Genomic DNA, 19,976 nt, shown 5'->3' with positions numbered 1-19,976 from the left:
CCCATGGCTGGCCATCCCGATCGCGTCGCTCCCAAGCGCGCGCTGCTTTCCGTTTCCGACAAGACGGGCCTCGTCGAGTTCGCTCGCGCCCTCGCGGACCGCGGCGTCGAGCTGCTCACCACCGGCGGCTCGAAGAAGCTCCTGAGCGAGGCCGGCATTCCCGTCACGGAAGTCGCCGATTTCACCGGCTTCCCGGAAATCATGGATGGTCGCGTCAAGACGCTGCATCCCAAGGTGCACGGCGGACTTCTCGCCGTCCGCGACGATGCCGGCCACAAGCAGGCGATGGCCGACCACGGCATTCAGCCGATCGACATCCTGGTGGTCAACCTCTACCCCTTCGAGGAAACGGTGGCGCGTGGCGCCGGTTACGAGGAGACCATCGAGAACATCGACATCGGTGGTCCCGCCATGATCCGCGCCGCCTCCAAGAACCATGCCTACGTGACGGTTCTGGTCGAGCCGGCCGACTATCAGTCGGTGATCGACGAGATGGATCAGGGCGGCGTCACCTTCGAGACCCGCAAGCGCTTCGCCGCCAAGGCCTATGCGCGCACCGGCGCCTATGACGCGGCGATTTCCGGCTGGTTCGCCGGCGTGCTCGGCGGCAAGACCGGCGACTTCGTCGCCGTCGGCGGCAAGCTCGCCGAGGACATGCGCTACGGCGAGAACCCGCACCAGTGGGCGCGTTTTTATCGCTCGACCGAAATCCGGCCCGGCGTTTCCACGGCGACGCAGCTGCAGGGCAAGGTGCTCTCCTACAACAACATCAACGATACCGACGCCGCCTTCGAGCTGGTGGCCGAGTTCGACCGTGCGGTGCCGGCCGTCGCCATCATCAAGCACGCCAATCCCTGCGGCGTTGCCACCGGCGCGACGCTGCTCGAGGCCTATGTCAAGGCGCATCGCTGCGATCCGGTGTCGGCCTATGGCGGCATCGTGGCGCTGAACGGCACGCTCGACGCCGACACGGCGAAGAAGATCGTCGAGATCTTCACGGAGGTGATCATCGCCCCGTCGGCGACCGACGAGGCGATCGCCATCGTCGGCGCCAAGAAGAACCTGCGTCTCCTGGTCACCGGCGGCCTGCCCGACCCCAAGGCGCCCGGCATCACCGCCAAGACGGTGGCCGGCGGTCTGCTCGTCCAGTCGCGCGACAACGGCGTCGTCACGGCCGCAGACCTCAAGGTGGTCACCAAGCGCGCGCCGACCGACGCCGAGCTCGCCGACCTCCTGTTCGCCTTCAAGGTCTGCAAGCACGTCAAGTCCAACGCCATCGTCTATGTGAAGGATGGCGCCACCGCCGGCATCGGTGCGGGGCAGATGAACCGCGTCGACTCATCTCGCATCGCCGCCATTCGCGCTGCCGAGGCGGCCGTGACGGCCGGCTTCAAGGAGTCGCTCGCCAAGGGATCGGTGGTCGCGTCCGACGCCTTCTTCCCCTTTGCCGATGGTCTTGAATCGGCGATCGCCGCCGGTGCCACCGCCGCCATCCAGCCGGGTGGCTCCATCCATGACGCCGAGGTGATCGCCGCCGCCGACAAGGCGGGCATCGCCATGGTGTTCACCGGCATGCGCCACTTCCGGCACTGAGGGTAATCTACCCTCCCGACAGGTATCCGACAGGTTCCACGAGCCAAGGTGAGCGGGCCGGCGCGATCGACGCGTCGGCCCGTTTTTCGAGGAACCCAGCATGAAGACCACCCTGATCGCCGCCGCCTTCGCTCTCGTTCTCACGCCGGTCGCCGCCTTGGCCGACGACGAGAATGCCAAGTGCACCGACGCCGCCAAGGATACCTGGCTCAGCATCGACACCGTCAAGGCCAAGGCCGAGGCCGCCGGCTACAAGGATATCAAGAAGGTAAAGGTCGAAGGGACTTGCTACGAGGTCTACGCCTTCGACAAGGCCGGCAACAAGGCCGAGGTACTGTTCAATCCGTCGACCGGCGAGAAGTCCGGCGACGAAGCGGCTGAGTGATCCCATGTCCGAGACGTCCGCCGGCGGCAATCCGCCGCGGACGGTCCGGGTCTGGGATCCGGTCGTCCGCTTGTTTCACTGGACGGTGGTCATTGCCGTCGTTCTCAATCTCTTCGTCCTGAAACCGGGCCGCCTCTATCATCGCTATGCCGGCTATGTGGTGATCGGCGCCGTGCTGATCCGGCTCGTCTGGGGCTTCGTCGGTACCCGCCATGCCCGCTTTGCAGACTTCTTCCCGACGCCTCGCCGCCTCGCTTGCTATCTCAAGGCGCTGTTTCGCGGTCAGGAGCCGCGCTTCCTCGGGCATAATCCAGCGGCAGCGGTGATGATGCTGGCACTGATGGTTCTGCTGCTCGCCGTCGGAGCAACGGGCTGGATGATGACACTGGACGCCTTCTGGGGAGAAGAGTGGTTGGAGGAGTTGCATGAGGGCTTTGCCAACGCCATCATGGTGCTGGCGCTGGTCCATGCGGCCGCTGCCATCGTTGAAAGCCTGCGCCACCGCGAGAATCTGGTCTGGTCGATGGTTACGGGCAGAAAGCGCGCCTGATGCGTCTTCTTCTCGTCGAAGACAGTGCCCGCCTTGTCGCCTTGCTCGGGGAAGCCGTGCGCGAGGCGGGCTGGCGCCTCGATGCGGTCGGCTCGCTGGCCGAGGCGGAGGCCGCCATTGCCACCACAAGCTTCGACCTGATCCTTCTCGATCTCGGCCTGCCGGACGGTGATGGGCTCGATCTGCTGCGTGCCATCCGCCGGGCCGTCGATGCGACCCCCGTGCTGATCCTCACCGCGCGCGGCACGGTCGAGGAGCGCATCGCCGGCCTCGACGCCGGCGCCGACGACTATCTGGTCAAACCATTCCATCACCGCGAGTTCCTGGCGCGTTGCCGGGCCATGCTGCGGCGGTCGCCGACAGCGCTTCAGCCGGTCCTGGTTGCCGGCCGTCTTGCCTATGATCCGGCCACGGCCGTTCTGACCGCGGGCGAGGAAACCGTTGCGCTGCCTCCGCGCGAGAGGGCGCTTTGCGAAGCGCTCATGCGCGATGTTGGCCACGTGGTGCCGCGCCGCCGGTTGGAGACGACGCTGTCCGACTATGACAGCGAGCTTTCCGCCAATGCGCTCGATCTGGCGGTCTCCCGCCTGCGCAAGCGGCTCGACGGGATCGGCAGCGGTGTCGAGATCGCCACGGTGCGCGGTCTCGGCTACCTGATGCGGGAGTGCGTGTCGGAAAATGCCGCCGAGGGGCGGTCATGAGCGGACATCGCCGCAAGCGGCTGGCCGGGCTGGTTGCCCGGCGCATCCTTATCTTCGCGCTGCTGGCCATGGTGTTGCAGATAGCCATGGTCTTTACCCGCTACTGGCTCGACGACGAGGAGCTCGGCCATATCCTCGTTGAACGCGAGACGGAGGCCATCGCGACTTCCGTCCATCGCGTGGCCGGTGTGTTGACGCTCGATCCCGGAGCGCCTGTGCTCAGCCGCTATGTGGGCGACATCGACGACTGGGACGACGCCGGCCATGCCGATGACGACGAAGCCGCCGTTGGCCATCTGCCGCCGGCCACCTTCGTTCGTATCCGCGATGGCGACGGCCGCACCATCTACTCCAACTGCGGCGAGGAGTGCGAGGAGCACTTCCTGCCTCCGCCGGGTAATGCGCCCGATTTCTGGCAACGGGCGATCGAGCCCGGCAAACCGCTCAGCGTCGCCGGCGGCCGCGCCTTCGTCATCGAAGGCGAGCGGGTGCTCATCGACGTCGCGGTGCTGCATGACCCCGGCAACTTCCTCGGCTCGATCCTCGCCTACGAGATGATCGATCACATGCTGGTGCCGATGGGGCTGGTGCTGGCGCTGACCATCGGCGCCAGCATCCTGTCGATCGGCGCGGCGCTCCGTCCCGTTTCCGCCGCCGCGCGGGCCGCCGACGCCCTGGATCCGAGATCCCCCAAGGCCTTGTCGATCGACGCCGCCATGCCCCAGGAAATCGCTGGCCTCGTCGAGGCGATCAACAGGCTGTTTGCCCGCATGGCGGAGATCATATCGGCCCAAAAAGTGTTCTCGGCCGCCGTCGCCCATGAGATCCGGACGCCGCTGGCGGTCTTGCGCCTTGAACTCGACCGGATCGCCGGCCCGCGCGCGCGCCAGGCCGAAGCCGACATCGAGCGCCTGTTGCACATCCTGGAACAGCTGACGGCGCTCGCTCGGCTCGACGTCGTCGATGAGGCCGCCTTCATCAGGACCGACCTTGCGGCTCTTGCTGCGGACGTGGTGGCCGACATGGCTCCTCTCGTGATCGACAGGGGTGCCACCATTGCCTACGAGGGCGACGGTCCGGTGATGGTGAGATTGGTACCTTCGCTGATACAGAACATCGTGAGAAATCTGATAGAGAACAGCCTCAAGCATGCCGGTCGCGGCGTCGATGTCGTCGTGGCGGTCGGTGAGGATGGCAGTCTTGCTGTCTCCGACAACGGCTCGGGATTTGTCCCAGGCGAGGTGCGGGGAGAGTTCGGCCGAGTGAAGGCGTCGGGCTCGCTCGGCCTCGGCCTGACCATCGTCGAGCGGATCGCCAAACTGCATGGCGCGACGCTGTCGATCCAGTCCGCACCGGGCGAGGGGACCTGCGCCCGCATCGTCTTCGTTCGTTCATGAGGGAATGATGTTCAACTCACTTGGCAATCGCCGCCGCTTTTCCGATCTCAGCGAGCAGGAGATTCTGGCGCTGGCCATCTCCAGCGAAGAAGACGACGCCCGCATCTACGCCAACTATGCCGAGAAGCTGCGCAAGGACTATCCGGCAACGGCAGCGATGTTCGACGAGATGGTCAAGGACGAGGACGGCCACCGCCGTTTCCTGATCGCCGAGCACGAACGGCTGTTCGGACCGGTGATCCCGCTGATCCGCCGCGAACACGTCGCCGGCTATTATGCCCGCCAGCCGGTGTGGCTCGTCGAGAATCTCGGCATCGAGCGCATCCGCGAAGAGGCGGCGCGCATGGAGGCGCAGGCCTACGCTTTTTATACGGAGGCGGCAAAGCGCGTTTCGGATGCTGGCGCCCGCCGTCTGCTCGGCGATCTTGCCGAGCAGGAGCGCCACCACATGGAAGGCGCGGAGGTAGCCCGCGAGGAGAATGTCGGGCCGTCGGACGAGCAGGAAGAGGCGATGGTCGCCCGTCGCCAGTTCATCCTCACCTATGTGCAGCCGGGTCTCGCCGGACTGATGGACGGTTCGGTGTCGACGCTGGCGCCGATCTTCGCCACCGCCTTCGCCACGCAGGACTCCTGGACCACCTTCCAGGTGGCGCTCGCCGCCTCGGTCGGCGCCGGCATTTCCATGGGCTTCACCGAAGCGGCCCACGACGACGGCGTCATCTCGGGTCGCGGCTCACCGATCAAGCGAGGCCTTGCCTCCGGCGTCATGACGGCGATCGGTGGTCTCGGCCATGCGCTCCCCTATTTGGTGCCGAACTTCCACCTCGCCACGGTGATCGCACTGGTCATCGTCTTCATCGAACTGTGGGCCATCGCCGGCATTCAGAACCGCTACATGGAAACCCCGTTCTTCCGGGCGGTGATCCAGGTGGTCATCGGCGGAGCGCTGGTGCTTGCCGCCGGCATCCTGATCGGCGGCGGCTGACCTATTCGGCGAAAAGGCTTTTCGAAGCGATCGGGGCGGCACAGGCCGCCCCTTTGTCTTGTCAGGCGTGGCGATTCTGACGGTGATCGATGAGGTCGGTCACCACGGATGGATCGGCCAGTGTCGAGGTGTCGCCGAGCGAGCCGAAATCGTCCTCGGCGATCTTGCGCAGGATACGGCGCATGATCTTGCCCGAGCGCGTTTTCGGCAGCCCAACGGCGAACTGGATCTTGTCGGGCGAGGCGATGGGACCGATTTCCTTTCTCACCCACTGGGTCAGCTCGGAGGCGAGCGTGTCGGTGGGCATTTCGCCTTCCATCAGTGTGACATAGGCGTAGATGCCCTGTCCCTTGATGTCGTGCGGGTAGCCGACGACGGCGGCCTCGGCCACCTTCGGATGGGCGACCAGCGCGCTCTCCACTTCCGCCGTGCCCATGCGATGACCGGCGACGTTGATGACGTCGTCGACGCGCCCGGTGATCCAGTAGTAGCCATCCTCGTCGCGCCGAGCGCCGTCGCCGGTGAAGTACATGCCCTTGTAGGCGGAGAAATAGGTCTGCACGAAGCGGTCGTGATCGCCGTAGACGGTGCGCATCTGCCCGGGCCAGCTGGTCAGGAGCACGAGATTGCCCTCGGTGGGACCTTCCAGCACGTTGCCGAGCGCGTCAACGATGGCCGGCTCTACGCCGAAGAACGGCCGCGTCGCCGATCCCGGCTTGAGGCGGGTGGCGCCGGGCAACGGCGTGATCAGGATGCCACCGGTTTCCGTCTGCCACCATGTGTCGACGATGGGGCAGCGACCGTCGCCGACCACACGATGGTACCAAAGCCAGGCTTCCGGGTTGATCGGCTCGCCGACCGTGCCGAGGATGCGCAGCGACGCGCGCGACGTGCTTTTTACCGCCTCCTCGCCATGGGCCATCAGCGAGCGGATGGCCGTCGGCGCCGTATAGAAGATCGTCACCTTGTGGCGATCGATCACTTCCCAGAAGCGCGACGGGTTGGGATAGCTCGGCACGCCTTCGAACATCAGCGTCGTGACGCCGTTGGCCAGCGGACCGTAGATTACGTAGGAGTGGCCTGTGACCCAGCCGACATCAGCGGTGCACCAGTAGATATCGTCTTCATGGCAGTCGAACACCCACTGATGCGTGAGCGAGGCGTAGACGAGATAGCCGCCCGTCGTGTGCAGCACACCCTTGGGGCTGCCGGTTGAGCCTGATGTGTAGAGGATGAATAAAGGATCCTCGGCACCCATCGGCGATACCGGGCAATCCGTGGCGACGCCTTCCGCCGCATCGTCGTAGTAGACGTCTCGCCCCTCCAGCATGTTGACCGGCTTGCCGGTGCGGCGCACCACCAGCACCTTGGACACGCCGGGGCACTTTTCGAGCGCGGCGTCGACGTTGGCCTTGAGAGGAACCCGACGGCCGCCGCGTATACCCTCGTCGGCGGTGATGATCACCGAACTGCCGGCGTCGCGAATGCGGCCGGCGATGCTGTCCGGGGAGAAGCCCGCGAATACCGTCGAGTGAACCGCGCCGATGCGGACGACGGCCAGCATGGCGAAGGCGGCCTCGGGAATCATCGGCAGATAAATGGTGACGCGGTCGCCGCGCCGGACGCCCGCCCCCTTCAGCACGTTGGCAAAGCGGCAGACCTCTTCCTGCAGCTCGCGATAGGTGATGGCGCGCTGCTCGGCGGGGTCGTCGCCTTCCCAGAGAATCGCCACCTTGTCCGGCGTGCGATCGGCATGGCGATCGACGCAGTTGTAGGCGGCGTTGAGGATGCCGTCCTCATACCAGCGGATCGATACATGGTGTGGATCGTAGGAGGTGTTCTTCACCCGCGTGAACGGCTTGATCCAGTCGAGCCTGCCGGCCATGGTCGCCCAGAAGCCATCGGGATCTTCGATGGAGCGCTTGTAGAGCTCCTGGTACTTGTCGTTGTCGATGAAGGCCGAAGCAGCAAGAGCCGCCGGCACCTCAAACACCTCACCGGTCATCTGAAATCCTCCTCGCGTCGGGCCCTCCTCGGCCACGCGCCAATCGATTCCAGTATGGTCCGTCAAAACACGTAAATCCATTAGCCGCCCGGCTAATCGGCAACGCCAAGTTGGTGAATCCGGATCAGGTAAAGCGCCAGACGCGCGTGGTCCTGATGTCGCGGTCCTCGATGGCGCGCGAAACCGGCACGTCGTAGGTGGCCAGGGGGGCGACGCCCGTCGTAGGTAGATAGGCTCGCCCTGGATCGCCGAACAGAACCGCCAGTCCCGCCATTTGCGACGCGCGCAGGAATGGCTCGACGCGGGCGGCCATCGGCCGCTCGTAGAAAACGTCACCGGCCAGCACCACATCGAAGTCGCCGGCGCCCCGGTCGAGGTAGTCGATCTCGGACGCTTCCACCTCGACGCCGTTGTCGGCGGCGTTGACCAGGATGGCGGCGCGGGCATAGGGGTCGATGTCGGCGGCCACGACCTTGCGGGCGCCGGCCAGGCCGGCGGCGATGGCGACGATGCCGGAGCCGGAGGCGAAATCCAATATGCGCTTGTCGCGTACGATCTCGCGATGATCGAGCAGATGACGGGCCAGCGCCTGACCACCGGCCCAGGCGAAGGCCCAGAAGGGCGGGGGCAATCCCATGCGACCGAGATCTGCCTCGGTCGCCTGCCAGAGGCTCATCGCCTCATCGGCGAGCCGCAACCGCATTTCCGGAATCAGCGGCGGTGATTGCGGCCGTGTTTCCCGCAGAACGAACAGGTGCTCGCGGGAAGGCTCGCTCACCTTTCGGCCATGGCGAGAACGGTGGCCCATTCCTCGTCCGTGACTGGCTGTACCGAAAGGCGCATCGACGTGACGAGGCTCATCTTGGAAAGCGACGGCTCCGCCTTGATCTCGGCAAGCGTGACGGGACGCTTGAGATCGCCAACGGCGCGCACGTCGACGCAGTCCCAACGCGGATCGTCGGTCGTGCTGTCGGGATGGGATAGCGCGATCACCTCGCAGATGCCGACGACAGCGAGGCCTTCATTGGAGTGATAGAAGAAGCCTTGGTCGCCCACTTGCATCGCCCGCATGTTGTTGCGGGCAAGGTAATTGCGCACGCCGTCCCATTCGGTACCGGCAGAGCCTCTCGCCTTGAGGTCGGCGAATGAAAATTTGAAAGGCTCGGACTTGAACAGCCAGTGGGCCATGGGCGCTCTCCTGCGCGGCGTCCCCAGGCGTCAGCCCGGCGCGCCGATCACCCATTTCCACGGCTTGATATCGACGCTCTCGAACAGCTCGGCGCGAGCATAGGGATCCTCGGCAAGCACCGTCTGCAAGGTCTTGAGATCGACGGCCTCGGTGATCAGCAGCGAGCCGATCATGTTGCCGGCGTCATCGAGATAGGGACCGCCTACCAGGATCGTGTCGGCGTTGGCCTTGACATACTCGAGATGGGCGGCGCGGTTGGCCTGCCGGACGGGCAGGTGTCCGACCTTGTCGATGCAGCTGACGATGTAATGCATGGTTCGCCTCGAATGCGGACGATGGACTGAGGCGGACCCTAGAGCATTTCCCGGCCGGATGGAACCGTTCGATCGAAAGCCTCCACGCTGAAACCTGCGTTCGTTGCATTCTCGGTTTTGGGCCATGAAGCCTACGAAAATGGCCCCGACGGGGGCGCCGTCGAGGCCACTTTACGACCGGAGCGTTTTGTGGGCATCGTGTCTGGTCGTCCGCGTTCCGACGGCCAGACCAGAGCCTCAGATGGCGACAAGGTTCGGCACGGCCGAGGTCGGAGCCGAGACTCCGAGTGCGCGGGAGTAGGCGGCGCCGATGCCGCTGATGATGCCGGGTGCGAAAACGTCGATCACTTCCGAGCGAACCCGGGCGGCGTAGTCGCCGGCGGCCGACAGGAAGGTGAGCGGCGGGAACACGAAGGTCCGTTCGGTCGAACTGACGGTCGGCGCCGACACGGCGGCCATGACGACCGACTTGGGAACGTTCATGCTGAAGGCGGAAGCGCCGGTGGAGGAGGCGGCCACGAGGAGGGAGGCGAAAGCCGCGGCGACGAGAAGGCGTTTCATATTGCAGGACTCCGGAACGCGATTGCCTGCTTTCTATCAGGGCCGATTGAAGGCCTCGTTCCGAGATGAACGGCAATTTTTTCCTTTTCGGCAGGTTTTCGTTAACCCGCCTCGCGTCCTTATTTACGCTTTGTTCACCATGCATGAATCGAATTTACAATAACTTGATGGAAATGGCGGGTCTGCGCGCTTTTTGCGGTGAACAGGCGTTAGGAATTCTGAATAATTCACTCGGATTAAATATTACTACGTATGAATTCTCCCTCGCCAGTGGTGGTAAGGCTTTGTTGACTCTATCCCGAGATTTCCGGCCATGAAGCCGTCGACACTTTTGACCTACCCCGATCCACGGCTTCGATCGGTTGCCGATCCGGTGGCAGTCTTCGATGATGGGCTCGCCGCGCTCGCGGACGATCTCGTCGCCGCGGTCGAGAGCGCTCCCGCCATCGGTCTTGCCGCGCCCCACTTCGGCGTTCTCCGGCGCCTGATCGCGGTGCGGCCGACAGGGCAGGCTGCGATCCGCGTCTACGTCAATCCTCTGGTCGAGTGGTCCTCGACCGAGACCATGGTCAACGAGGAAGGATCGGTTGCCATGCCCGGTGTCAGCGCCGAGGTCGAGCGACCGCGCGCGGTACGTGTCGTCTACTCCGATCTTGAGGGGTGCCGTTGCGTCGAGGAGGCGGAAGGTTTCCACGCCGCCGTGCTGCAACACGAGATCGAACAGCTCGACGGCATCTTCTGGATTGACCGGTTGTCGCGCCTTAAAAGGGAGAGGCTGCTCAAGCGTTATCAGAAGCTCGGCGCCCGCTCTGCCATCATGTCGCCGTGAGATTTCCCCATTCGTCGCTAGACTGCGCCTGTGAAACGCCCGTCCTGAGAACCCCATGCTGATCGATCGCCAACACGCCATCCTTGATATCGCCCGCGAGGTCGGCCGCGTGCTGGTCGATGACCTCGCGACACGCTTCGAGGTGTCGCCGCAGACCATCCGCAAGGATCTCAACGAGCTCTGCGACCGCCGCCTGCTGGCTCGCGTGCATGGCGGAGCCGTGCTGGCGTCGACGGTGAAGAATGTCGGCTATGAGGCGCGGCGCCAGATCGCCGCCGCCGAAAAGCGGGCAATCGGCGAGGCGGCTGCCGCGCTCATCCCCAACGATGCGTCGCTGTTCATCAACATCGGCACCACCACGGAGGCGGTGGCGCAGGCGCTCCTGCAGCATTCCGGGCTGATGGTGATTACCAACAACATCAATGTCGCCAACCTGATGCGCGCCTATTCGGGCATCGAGGTAGTGATCGCCGGCGGTCAGGTGCGCCACTCCGACGGCGGCATCGTCGGCGAGGCGGCCGTCGACTTCATCCGCCAGTTCAAGGTGGATTTCGCCATTATCGGCACGTCGGCCATCGACGAGGATGGCGCGCTGTTCGATTACGACTTCCGCGAGGTGAAGGTGGCTCAGGCGATCATCGCCAATGCCCGCCGAGTGATCCTGGTGGCAGACGAGACCAAGTTCGAGCGCACGGCGCCGGTCAGGATCGGTTCGGTCGATCAGGTGGACGTGTTCGTGACCGATCGTTGTCCGCGTGAGGGCGTGCGACGCCTCTGCGCTGAGGCTGAAGTCGAGCTGGTTGAAACCGCGTCCCGTCATGGCGGGCATGCGGGCGAGGCTGTATAATTTCGATGGCCGGCAGCGTATGGTTCTATGCACCAACGTGCCGGTCTGGTATCCACATGACATGTTGGAAACCAACGGGTAAGAGGGCATTTTCGGGACATCGGACGAGTTGGCGCCGCACGTTTGGCGGCGTGACGGAACTATGTGTTTCGTCCCCTGTTCCCGCGCCCGTAGTGAATGATGAGTGGAGCCGCTGTGGACCTTTCTGACGGGAATCCCATGATTGATCGCCGTGATTTTCTTGCCCGGACGCTGACGGCGGTGGGTGCCGTCGTGGTTGCGACCGGGGTTCCGGCTGCGGCGCGGGCGGCAACCCTGCAGCATCAGTTCGCCGTGACCGGACCGTTCACCCGATCGACCGTGGCCGAGATCGCCCGCGCGCTTTCCAAGAAGCCTTACGAGGCGCCCGATACCAGCCTGCCTCCAATCCTCGAGAACCTCACCTACGATCAGTATCGCGACATCCGCTTCCGTCCGGAAACGGCCATCTGGGCCGACAAGGGCTTGCCCTACCAGATGCAGCTGTTCCATCGCGGCTCCTACTTCAAGGAGCCGGTCGAGATAGCGCTCGTCGAGAACGGCCAGGCGACTCACGTTCCCTACGACCCGAACCTGTTCAACTACGGACCGTTGGTGCCCCAGCCGATTCCGGCCGAGGACATCGGTTTCTCGGGCTTCCGCCTGCACTCGCCGCTCAACAAGCCCGACGTGTTCGACGAGGTTCTGGTTTTCCAGGGGGCGAGCTATTTCCGGTCGCTGGGCAAGGACGAGGTCTACGGCCTGTCGGCGCGCGGCCTTGCCCTCAAGACCGCCGATCCCGAAGGGGAAGAGTTTCCCTTGTTCCGCGCCTTCTGGGTGGAAACGCCGACGGCTGGCTCGGATACCTGTGTCGTCAATGCATTGCTCGACAGTCCTTCGGTTTCGGGCGCCTACCGGTTCACCATCCGGCCCGGTCTGCCGACCACCATCGACGTCGAGGCACAGCTGTTTCCGCGCGCCGATCTCGACAAGGTCGGTCTGGCTCCGGGAACGTCGATGTTCTTCTTTTCGGCCAATGGCCGCACCGACATCGATGACTTCCGGCCGGAAGTGCACGATTCCGACGGATTGCTGATGGTGACCGGCCGCGGCGACCGCTGGTGGCGTCCGCTCGCCAACCCGAAGGAGCTGCAGATTTCCGCCTTTCAGGATCGCAGCCCGCGCGGCTTCGGCCTCATTCAGCGCAATCGCAGCTTTGGATCCTATCAGGATCTCGAGGCCGCCTATCAGAAGCGGCCGTCGCTTTGGATCGAGCCGGTGGGTGACTGGGGCGCGGGCGCGGTGACACTTGTCGAGATCCCGACCAACTCGGAGATTCACGACAACATCGTCGCCTACTGGGCGCCGCAGGACAAGATCCCGGCCGGCACCGAATTCTTCTTCGCCTATCGCCTGTTCTGGGGTGGCGATCCCGCGCTGGAAGCCGACGCGGCCTACGTCACCGCGACCCGGTCGGGCAGGGCGGGTATCGGCGGTCCGACGCCGGTCCGGCTGTTCGTCATCGACTACAGCTTCTTCGAAGGCGTCGATCCGGCCAAGCTCGGCGTTGCCAAGGCATCGGTGCAGGCCTCCAAGGGAACGGTGAAGAATGTCGTCGTCGTCGCCAATCCCGAAACCGGGGGCATGCGGCTCAGCTTCGAGCTGGATCCGCAGAACGAGACGTTGATCGAGCTGACCGCGACGCTTGCCTTCGATGCCGGGCAGACGGCCGAAACCTGGGCGTTCCGATGGACAGCATAGTTCGCGATGTCGCCGTCAGCGGGCGATACGCATCGGGCATGCCGCCCGAACAGCCGGCGGACATGCCCGCTCAGGATCTTCGTCGCTTCAGCCGGAAAAGCCGGCGCCGTCTTGTCAATCCGCAGAGCCGGTCGTCGTTCCTGAAGCGCTTTGCGGTGATCGGCGGCACGGCGGCTTTGCTCGGCTATGCCTTCAACGAGATGTATGCGGTGCTTGCTCTCGGCGATCTCACGCCGATCGAGCGCGTCGTGCTGGTTCTCTTCACCGTGACCTTCGCCTGGATCGCCCTGTCATCCGTGGCTGCGGTGTTCGGCTTCTTCAAGCTGGTCGGCCGGCGTTTTGCCCGGCCCGCGCCCTGGTCGGACGAGCCGTTGCGCAAGCGGACGGCGATGCTGATGCCGACCTACAACGAGGATCCCTCGCGCATCTTCGCAGCCATCGAGGCCATGGCCCGCGACGTCGAGGCGCTCGGTCAGAGCCACGCCTTCGACTGGTTCGTGCTGGCCGACACCACAGACCCCGAGGTGGTGCTGCAGGAAGAGGCGGCGCTCCTGGCCGCGCGCGATCGCATCGGCGGTTTCACCCGCGTCTACTACCGCCGCAGGCGCAACAACACTGCCAAGAAGGCCGGCAACGTCGCCGATTTTTGCAAGCGGTGGGCCAGTGCCTACGATCACCTGCTGGTGCTCGACGCCGACAGCCTGATGGAAGGGCGGACCATTATCGAGTTGGCGCGCCGGATGGAGGCCGACCCCGACGCTGGCCTCATCCAGACAATTCCGGCGCTGGTCAACGGCACGACGGTGATGGCCCGGCTGCAGCAGTTCGCCGGCCGGGTTTACGGACCGGTGGTCGGCACCGGCCTGTCCTGGTGGGTGCAGAAGGAAGGCAATTTCTGGGGTCACAATGCGATCATCCGCACGGAGGCTTTCCTGACATCGGCCGGCCTGCCAGAGCTTTCCGGCAAGCCGCCGTTCGGTGGCCACATCATGAGCCACGATTTCGTCGAGGCGGCTCTGATCCGTCGCGCCGGCTGGAACGTCATCATCGCCGACGACCTTTCGGGATCCTACGAGGAAAGCCCACCGTCGCTGGTCGATCTCGCCATCCGCGATCGCCGTTGGTGCCAGGGCAACCTGCAGCACCTGAAGGTGATCGGAGGGCGCGGTCTGCACTGGGTGTCGCGCTCGCATATCCTTACCGGCATCATGAGCTATCTCGCCTCGCCGCTCTGGTTGCTCCTGATCCTGTCAGGTCTCGCCCTGACCTTGCAGGCCCACTACATTCGGCCTGAGTATTTCAAGGACGAGTTCCAGCTGTTCCCGTCCTGGCCGCGCATCGACGCCGAACGAGCCCTTGCCCTGTTCACGCTGACGATGGGCGTTCTGTTCCTGCCGAAAGTTCTCGGGCTTCTTGCCTTCTTCTTCAACTCCAGGGACCGCAAGGCCGCAGGCGGCTTTTTGGGTCTCACGCTGTCCTTCGTCTTCGAGGTGATCGTGTCGGCACTGGTCGCCCCGATCATGATGCTGATCCAGACCGGGGCCGTCACCGAGATCGTGCTTCACCGCGACGCCGGCTGGAAACCGCAGCGACGCGACGATGGCGGCCTACCGATCGGCGACCTGATGGTCCGCCATCGCTGGCACGTGCTGGCCGGCCTCGCCTTGGCCTGGGCGGCCATTGCCGACAGCTGGGTGCTGTTCGCCTGGTTGTCGCCGGCCATTCTCGGCATGGTGTTCGCCGTGCCGATCTCCGGCCTTACCGGATCGACCGCCGTCGGTCGCTTCGTGAAGTGGTTGGGTCTGCTTCGGATCCCGGAAGAGCGTCTTCGCCCCGGTATTCAGGGACGCATGGACGAGGCACGCCCGGCCTACATCGAGGCGGTCGCCGCCACACCAAGTCTGGTCGACATCGTCGCCGATTCCGACCTTCTGATGCAGCATCTGGCGCTGATCGATCGCATGGCGCCGCGTCCGCCTGGACGGGTCGACCCGGTGTCGGCCCTGGCGCTGGCCAAGGTCGGCGAAGCCGAGACCATCGAGGAAGGCGTTTCCTTCCTTGATACCAAGGAGCGGGCCACATTGATCGCCACGCCCCGCATTCTTGAAGCGCTGGCGCAGAAGCCGATCAACCGTAACGCCTTGGCAACGCAAGCGGCGGCGCGTTCCGCCTGAGCGAGGCGATGACGGTCAGCCGTCGTCGCCATGCATGCTGGATGAGGCCGGCATGCGCGTTCTGCATGGCCTATTCCTCTTTCGACTGGAGGAAGCCACGCCGACCTGCCGTAAGTAACGATGAAACCTTGCAAATCTAAATCGGTTTGATCGTCGTTTCGCCGATCGGCGCTTTTTGCCTTCGCCCAAAGGACAAGGCCAAAAAGCGTCGGCGGGATATGACATTAGCCGCCAAGCCTGCTAGGGAAACGACCAACGTAGTTTCCCTTATGGAGCTTGCCGTGCCGATCACCAAGGTGCTTGTCGCCAACCGATCCGAAATCGCCATCCGCGTTTTCCGCGCCGCCAACGAGCTCGGTCTGAAGACGGTTGCCGTCTTTGCCGAGGAGGATCGGCTGGCGCTGCACCGTTTCAAGGCCGACGAGGCCTACCAGATCGGTGCCGGGCTGGGGCCGATCGAGGCCTATCTCAGCATTCCCGAGATCTTGCGGGTCGCCAAGGAGTCCAAGGCCGACGCCATTCACCCGGGCTATGGCCTCCTGTCGGAAAGCCCGGAGTTCGCCGAGGCCTGTCGCGACGCCGGCATCATCTTCATCGGACCGTCGCCGGAAACCATGCGGCAGCTCGGCAACAAGGTGGCGGCGCGCAATCTTGCCATCGAGGCTGGCGTTCCGGTGATGCCGGCCACCGACCCGCTGCCCGACGACATGGAAGTCGTCAAGGCGGAAGCGAAGCGCATCGGATATCCGGTGATGCTCAAGGCCTCGTGGGGCGGTGGCGGTCGCGGCATGCGCGTCATTCGCGACGAGGCGACGCTGCTGCGAGAGGTGGTGACCGCCAAGCGCGAGGCGATGGCGGCCTTCGGCAAGGATGAGGTCTATCTCGAAAAGCTGGTGGAGAGGGCCCGCCACGTCGAGGTGCAGATCCTCGGCGACACCCATGGCAACATCGTCCACCTCTTCGAGCGCGATTGCTCGGTGCAGCGGCGCCACCAGAAGGTGGTCGAGCGGGCCCCCGCGCCCTACCTCACCGATGCCCAGCGCGATGAAATCACCGGCTATGGCGTCACCATCGCCAAGGCGGCTAACTATTACGGAGCCGGTACCGTCGAGTTCCTGATGGATGCCGACAGCGGCGCCTTCTACTTCATCGAGGTCAATCCGCGCATTCAGGTCGAGCACACCGTTACCGAAGAGGTGACCGGCATCGACGTGGTGCGGGCCCAGATCCGTATCCTTGAGGGCTTCAAGATCGGGACGCCGGAATCGGGCGTGCCTCCTCAGGAAGAGATTCGCCTGCACGGTCACGCTTTGCAGTGCCGCGTTACCACCGAGGATCCGGAGCAGAACTTCATTCCCGACTACGGTCGCATTACCGCCTACCGTGGGGCCACTGGCTTCGGCATCCGTCTTGATGGCGGCACCGCCTATGCCGGCGCGGTGATCACTCGTTTCTACGATCCACTGCTGGAGAAGGTCACCGCCTGGGCGCCGACCCCGATCGAGGCGATCAACCGCATGATGCGGGCTCTGCGCGAGTTCCGCATTCGCGGCGTCGCTACCAACCTGACCTTCCTCGAGAGCATCATCTCGCATCCGAAGTTCCAGCAGAACCGCTACACCACCCGGTTCATTGACGAGACGCCGGAACTGTTCCAGCTGGTGAAGCGCAAGGACAGAGCGACCAAGCTTCTGACCTACATTGCCGACGTCACGGTCAATGGCCATCCCGAGACCCGCAAGCGTCCACAACCGGGCGAGGGGCCGAAGCCCGTGGTGCCGAGCTTCTCCGGCGGAATCACCCCGGGCACCCGCGACCTTCTGGCTTCGCGAGGGCCCGAGGCGCTCGCCAAGTGGATCCGCGAGCAGAATAACGTGCTGGTCAGCGACACCACCATGCGCGACGGTCACCAGTCGCTGCTGGCGACGCGCATGCGTACCCATGATATGGCCAACATCGCCGAGGCTTATGCGCGCGGTCTGCCGGGCCTGTTCAGCCTGGAGTGCTGGGGTGGCGCCACCTTCGACGTCGCCATGCGCTTCCTGACCGAGGATCCGTGGGAGCGTCTCGCCAAGATCCGCGACAAGGCGCCCAACATTCTGATGCAGATGCTGCTGCGCGGCTCGAACGGCGTTGGCTACAAGAACTATGCCGACAACGTCGTTCGCCATTTCGTGCAGCAGGCCGCCGCCGGTGGCGTCGACGTGTTTCGCGTGTTCGATTGCCTCAACTGGATCGACAACATGCGCGTCTCCATGGATGCGGTGCTCGACCAGGGCAAGGTGCTTGAGGCGGCCATCTGCTACACCGGCGACATTCTCGATCCCGATCGCGCCAAGTACGATCTCAAGTACTATGTCGGCATGACGCGCGAGCTGGAGCATGCCGGCGCCCATATCATCGCCATCAAGGACATGGCCGGCTTGCTGAAGCCGGCGGCGGCGCGCGTGCTGTTCCGGGCGATGCGCGAAGCCACCGACCTGCCGATCCACTTCCATACCCACGACACCTCCGGCATCGCCGCCGCGTCGGTGCTGGCGGCGGTGGAGGAGGGCGTCGACATCATCGACGCCGCCATGGATGCCTTCTCGGGCAACACCTCGCAGCCCTGCCTCGGTTCGATTGTCGCAGCGCTCGAAGGTGGGCCCCGGCCGACCGGTCTCGACCAGCAGGCCATCCGCCGCATCTCCTTCTATTGGGAGGCGGTGCGCCACAAGTATGCTGCTTTCGAGAACGATCTGAAGGGACCGGCGTCGGAGGTCTATCTCCACGAGATGCCGGGCGGCCAGTTCACCAACCTCAAGGAACAGGCCCGCGCGCTCGGCCTCGAAACGCGCTGGCACGAGGTGGCCAAGATGTATGCCGACGTCAACCGCATGTTCGGCGACATCGTCAAGGTGACGCCGTCGTCGAAGGTGGTTGGCGACATGGCTCTCTTGATGGTCTCCTCGGCGCTGACCCCGGCGGAAGTGCTGGATCCGGAAAAGGATGTCGCCTTCCCCGATTCTGTCGTCGAGATGTTCCATGGCGACCTCGGCCAGCCGCCGGGGGGCTGGCCCAAGGACCTTCAGGCCAAGATCCTGAAGGGTGCCGAACCCATCACCGTGCCGCCGGGGTCTCTGATTCCGCCGGTCGACCTCGAAGCTGCGCGTACCGAGCTGGCCGAGAAGCTCTCCTGGGCGCCGACCGACCAGGATCTTGCCAGCTATCTCATGTATCCCAAGGTGTTCCTCGACTTTGCCAAGTCGCAGGAAACCTACGGGCCGACCTCGGTCCTGCCGACCCCGGTGTACTTCTACGGCATGCAGGCCGGTGACGAGCTCAACATCGAGCTCGAACGCGGCAAGTCTCTGGTGCTGATCTGCCAGGCGATCGGCGAACCGGACAACGAAGGCATGGTCAGGGTGTTCTTCGAGCTCAACGGCCAGCCGCGAATGGTGCGCGTGCCCGACCGGTCGAGCGCCGCGTCGGTGCAGGCGCAGCGCCGCAAGGCCGATGCGAGCGATCCGGGCCATGTGGCGGCACCGATGCCGGGCGTCGTGTCGACGCTGGCGGTGAAGCCGGGCCAGGTCGTGAAGGCGGGCGACGTTCTGTTGTCGATCGAGGCGATGAAGATGGAAACGTCCATCCACGCCGAGCGCGACGGCACCGTCACCGAGGTTCTCGTTGCCGCTGGTGCGCAGATTGATGCCAAGGATCTGTTGGTCGTGCTCGGAGAGTAAGTGCGGTCGACACGGCTGCGTCCCAACGTGAAGCGCGAAAGAGGTGGCCGGCGAAAGCCGGCCATTTCACATTTCCGGCGAGCGGAGCCTAACCGCGAAGCGCGGTCGCAAGCTCGGTCCAGCTTGCCTTGTCGGGCGCCATCAGAAGCCCTCCGGCCCTGAGGTCGGGGCGGTAGGGGGAGCCGTCGAGCAACGCGGAGTATCCACCCGCCTCCCGGTGGATCAGCCAGCCGGCAGCGTGATCCCACGGCGACAGCTTGAAGTAGTAGCAGAAATGAATGCGACCATCGACGAGCAGGCGCATCTCCTGGCCACCGCAGCGGTAGTTCATGATGCCCCAGGTGCGCCCGAAACCGCTGAGCAGCCGCTCGCGCTCCTCGGGGGAGGCATAGTACCATCCGGCGCAGCCCTGCATCTCGGAGAGCGGAGCCGCCGGCGCCACGTGAAGCGGCCGGTCCGGCCGGCCCTTGCCGGTCAGGAAAGCGCCGCCGCCGTCGATCGCGCAGGCCGCGTCGCCCCGCACCGGGTCGTAAATGACGCCAGCCTTCACCTCTCCGTGCTCGATGATGGAGATGATTACCGCGAAGGCGGGAACACCGTTGGCGTAGTTGAAGGTTCCGTCGATGGGATCGACGACGACTGCGCGCGGTGCATCCATCAGCCGGCCGATCAGCGTGGGCTCGCGTTCCATGACCTCTTCGCCGACGAACAGGAAATCACTGCCCCAGGCGGCGCGCACGCGCTTCTCGATCAACGCCTCGGAGGCGATGTCGGCGACGGTGACGAAATCGGAGGCGTGGGCCTTGGTCTTGATGTCGTTGGCGGTAAGGTTGGCGAAATGCGGCATGATCTCGATCTCCGCCGCCGCCTGGGCGGTAGCGACGAGGAAATCGATGTCCTGACGGGTGACGGTCATTGCGAACTCCGGATTATGCGCAGCATGGA

At 64.6% G+C, this 19,976-nt stretch carries 17 protein-coding genes; 11 read left to right on the top strand and 6 right to left on the bottom strand.

Annotated elements, in window-relative coordinates; all coding sequences use genetic code 11:
* The first annotated feature begins 3 nt into the window (after positions 1-3).
* The 6 genes from purH to mbfA all read left to right on the top strand — a co-directional run bounded on the left by purH (position 4) and on the right by mbfA (position 5,611).
* A complete protein-coding gene (purH, locus tag M4J39_RS14950; RefSeq protein ID WP_251729203.1) occupies positions 4-1,593 on the top strand; it encodes a bifunctional phosphoribosylaminoimidazolecarboxamide formyltransferase/IMP cyclohydrolase in 1,590 nt (529 codons plus the stop codon).
* A gap of 100 nt (positions 1,594-1,693) precedes the next feature.
* Positions 1,694-1,978, top strand: coding sequence for a PepSY domain-containing protein (locus tag M4J39_RS14945; RefSeq protein ID WP_251729202.1), 285 nt, complete (start codon positions 1,694-1,696; stop codon positions 1,976-1,978).
* A 4-nt stretch (positions 1,979-1,982) separates the two neighbouring features.
* Entirely contained in the window at positions 1,983-2,528 is a 546-nt protein-coding gene (locus tag M4J39_RS14940; protein ID WP_251729201.1) for a cytochrome b/b6 domain-containing protein, read from the top strand.
* On the top strand, positions 2,528-3,229 hold the full coding sequence (locus M4J39_RS14935; RefSeq protein ID WP_251729200.1) for a response regulator transcription factor: 702 nt from the start codon (positions 2,528-2,530) through the stop codon (positions 3,227-3,229). The genes M4J39_RS14940 and M4J39_RS14935 overlap by 1 nt, the downstream gene beginning before the upstream one ends.
* Positions 3,226-4,626 carry a HAMP domain-containing sensor histidine kinase gene (locus tag M4J39_RS14930; RefSeq protein ID WP_251729199.1) on the top strand — a complete coding sequence of 467 codons (1,401 nt, stop codon included), beginning with the start codon at positions 3,226-3,228 and terminating at the stop codon, positions 4,624-4,626. The genes M4J39_RS14935 and M4J39_RS14930 overlap by 4 nt, the downstream gene beginning before the upstream one ends.
* 7 nt (positions 4,627-4,633) lie before the next feature.
* The gene (gene mbfA / locus M4J39_RS14925) at positions 4,634-5,611 is read left to right on the top strand and encodes an iron exporter MbfA (protein WP_251729198.1); all 978 of its coding nucleotides are present in this window, start codon (positions 4,634-4,636) and stop codon (positions 5,609-5,611) included.
* Between the two features lie 61 nt (positions 5,612-5,672).
* On the opposite strand, the gene acs is transcribed toward mbfA, so the two are convergent.
* The 5 genes from acs to M4J39_RS14900 form a co-directional block, all read right to left on the bottom strand.
* Positions 5,673-7,616 carry an acetate--CoA ligase gene (acs, locus tag M4J39_RS14920; protein ID WP_251729197.1) on the bottom strand — a complete coding sequence of 648 codons (1,944 nt, stop codon included), beginning with the start codon at positions 7,614-7,616 and terminating at the stop codon, positions 5,673-5,675.
* Positions 7,617-7,740: 124 nt separating this feature from the next.
* Positions 7,741-8,394: a 50S ribosomal protein L11 methyltransferase gene (locus tag M4J39_RS14915; protein ID WP_251729196.1), complete on the bottom strand. Its 654-nt coding sequence runs from the start codon at positions 8,392-8,394 to the stop codon at positions 7,741-7,743.
* Positions 8,391-8,804 (bottom strand): EVE domain-containing protein, encoded by a 414-nt coding sequence (locus tag M4J39_RS14910; protein WP_251729195.1) that lies wholly within the window; start codon positions 8,802-8,804, stop codon positions 8,391-8,393. The genes M4J39_RS14915 and M4J39_RS14910 overlap by 4 nt, the downstream gene beginning before the upstream one ends.
* 30 nt (positions 8,805-8,834) lie before the next feature.
* Complete coding sequence (locus M4J39_RS14905) at positions 8,835-9,119, bottom strand: YciI family protein (RefSeq protein ID WP_251729194.1); 285 nt, start codon at positions 9,117-9,119, stop codon at positions 8,835-8,837.
* A gap of 237 nt (positions 9,120-9,356) precedes the next feature.
* The gene (locus tag M4J39_RS14900) at positions 9,357-9,680 is read right to left on the bottom strand and encodes a hypothetical protein (RefSeq protein WP_251729193.1); all 324 of its coding nucleotides are present in this window, start codon (positions 9,678-9,680) and stop codon (positions 9,357-9,359) included.
* Positions 9,681-9,993: 313 nt separating this feature from the next.
* On the opposite strand from M4J39_RS14900, the gene M4J39_RS14895 reads away from it, so the two are divergent.
* The 5 genes from M4J39_RS14895 to pyc all read left to right on the top strand — a co-directional run bounded on the left by M4J39_RS14895 (position 9,994) and on the right by pyc (position 19,031).
* Positions 9,994-10,509 carry a peptide deformylase gene (locus M4J39_RS14895; protein WP_251729192.1) on the top strand — a complete coding sequence of 172 codons (516 nt, stop codon included), beginning with the start codon at positions 9,994-9,996 and terminating at the stop codon, positions 10,507-10,509.
* A 55-nt stretch (positions 10,510-10,564) separates the two neighbouring features.
* Positions 10,565-11,356, top strand: a complete 792-nt coding sequence (locus M4J39_RS14890) for a DeoR/GlpR family DNA-binding transcription regulator (RefSeq protein ID WP_251729191.1) — start codon at positions 10,565-10,567, stop codon at positions 11,354-11,356.
* A 219-nt stretch (positions 11,357-11,575) separates the two neighbouring features.
* Positions 11,576-13,135, top strand: a complete 1,560-nt coding sequence (locus tag M4J39_RS14885; RefSeq protein WP_251729190.1) for a glucan biosynthesis protein — start codon at positions 11,576-11,578, stop codon at positions 13,133-13,135.
* Positions 13,123-15,309, top strand: coding sequence for a glucans biosynthesis glucosyltransferase MdoH (mdoH, locus tag M4J39_RS14880; RefSeq protein WP_251729189.1), 2,187 nt, complete (start codon positions 13,123-13,125; stop codon positions 15,307-15,309). Before M4J39_RS14885 ends, mdoH begins: the two co-directional genes overlap by 13 nt.
* A 281-nt stretch (positions 15,310-15,590) precedes the next feature.
* On the top strand, positions 15,591-19,031 hold the full coding sequence (gene pyc / locus M4J39_RS14875; RefSeq protein ID WP_251729188.1) for a pyruvate carboxylase: 3,441 nt from the start codon (positions 15,591-15,593) through the stop codon (positions 19,029-19,031).
* Between the two features lie 88 nt (positions 19,032-19,119).
* Here pyc and M4J39_RS14870 read toward each other — a convergent pair whose 3' ends face one another.
* Complete coding sequence (locus tag M4J39_RS14870; RefSeq protein ID WP_251729187.1) at positions 19,120-19,947, bottom strand: inositol monophosphatase; 828 nt, start codon at positions 19,945-19,947, stop codon at positions 19,120-19,122.
* Between the last annotated feature and the right edge of the window lie 29 nt (positions 19,948-19,976).

Source organism: Pleomorphomonas sp. NRK KF1 (assembly GCF_023721755.1).
Taxonomy (GTDB): Bacteria; Pseudomonadota; Alphaproteobacteria; order Rhizobiales; family Pleomorphomonadaceae; genus Pleomorphomonas.
This window is presented reverse-complemented; position numbering and strand designations above follow the sequence as displayed.

What these genes read in the sequence shown, in the direction of transcription:
- mbfA (WP_251729198.1), top strand. Translation starts at nt 4,634, where the DNA reads ATGTTCAACTCACTTGGCAATCGCCGCCGCTTTTCCGATCTCAGCGAG.
- M4J39_RS14905 (WP_251729194.1), bottom strand. Translation starts at nt 9,119, where the DNA reads ATGCATTACATCGTCAGCTGCATCGACAAGGTCGGACACCTGCCCGTC.
- M4J39_RS14935 (WP_251729200.1), top strand. Translation starts at nt 2,528, where the DNA reads ATGCGTCTTCTTCTCGTCGAAGACAGTGCCCGCCTTGTCGCCTTGCTC.
- M4J39_RS14885 (WP_251729190.1), top strand. Translation starts at nt 11,576, where the DNA reads ATGATTGATCGCCGTGATTTTCTTGCCCGGACGCTGACGGCGGTGGGT.
- M4J39_RS14945 (WP_251729202.1), top strand. Translation starts at nt 1,694, where the DNA reads ATGAAGACCACCCTGATCGCCGCCGCCTTCGCTCTCGTTCTCACGCCG.
- acs (WP_251729197.1), bottom strand. Translation starts at nt 7,616, where the DNA reads ATGACCGGTGAGGTGTTTGAGGTGCCGGCGGCTCTTGCTGCTTCGGCC.
- M4J39_RS14940 (WP_251729201.1), top strand. Translation starts at nt 1,983, where the DNA reads ATGTCCGAGACGTCCGCCGGCGGCAATCCGCCGCGGACGGTCCGGGTC.
- M4J39_RS14900 (WP_251729193.1), bottom strand. Translation starts at nt 9,680, where the DNA reads ATGAAACGCCTTCTCGTCGCCGCGGCTTTCGCCTCCCTCCTCGTGGCC.
- M4J39_RS14895 (WP_251729192.1), top strand. Translation starts at nt 9,994, where the DNA reads ATGAAGCCGTCGACACTTTTGACCTACCCCGATCCACGGCTTCGATCG.
- M4J39_RS14890 (WP_251729191.1), top strand. Translation starts at nt 10,565, where the DNA reads ATGCTGATCGATCGCCAACACGCCATCCTTGATATCGCCCGCGAGGTC.
- M4J39_RS14910 (WP_251729195.1), bottom strand. Translation starts at nt 8,804, where the DNA reads ATGGCCCACTGGCTGTTCAAGTCCGAGCCTTTCAAATTTTCATTCGCC.
- mdoH (WP_251729189.1), top strand. Translation starts at nt 13,123, where the DNA reads ATGGACAGCATAGTTCGCGATGTCGCCGTCAGCGGGCGATACGCATCG.
- M4J39_RS14930 (WP_251729199.1), top strand. Translation starts at nt 3,226, where the DNA reads ATGAGCGGACATCGCCGCAAGCGGCTGGCCGGGCTGGTTGCCCGGCGC.
- purH (WP_251729203.1), top strand. Translation starts at nt 4, where the DNA reads ATGGCTGGCCATCCCGATCGCGTCGCTCCCAAGCGCGCGCTGCTTTCC.
- M4J39_RS14870 (WP_251729187.1), bottom strand. Translation starts at nt 19,947, where the DNA reads ATGACCGTCACCCGTCAGGACATCGATTTCCTCGTCGCTACCGCCCAG.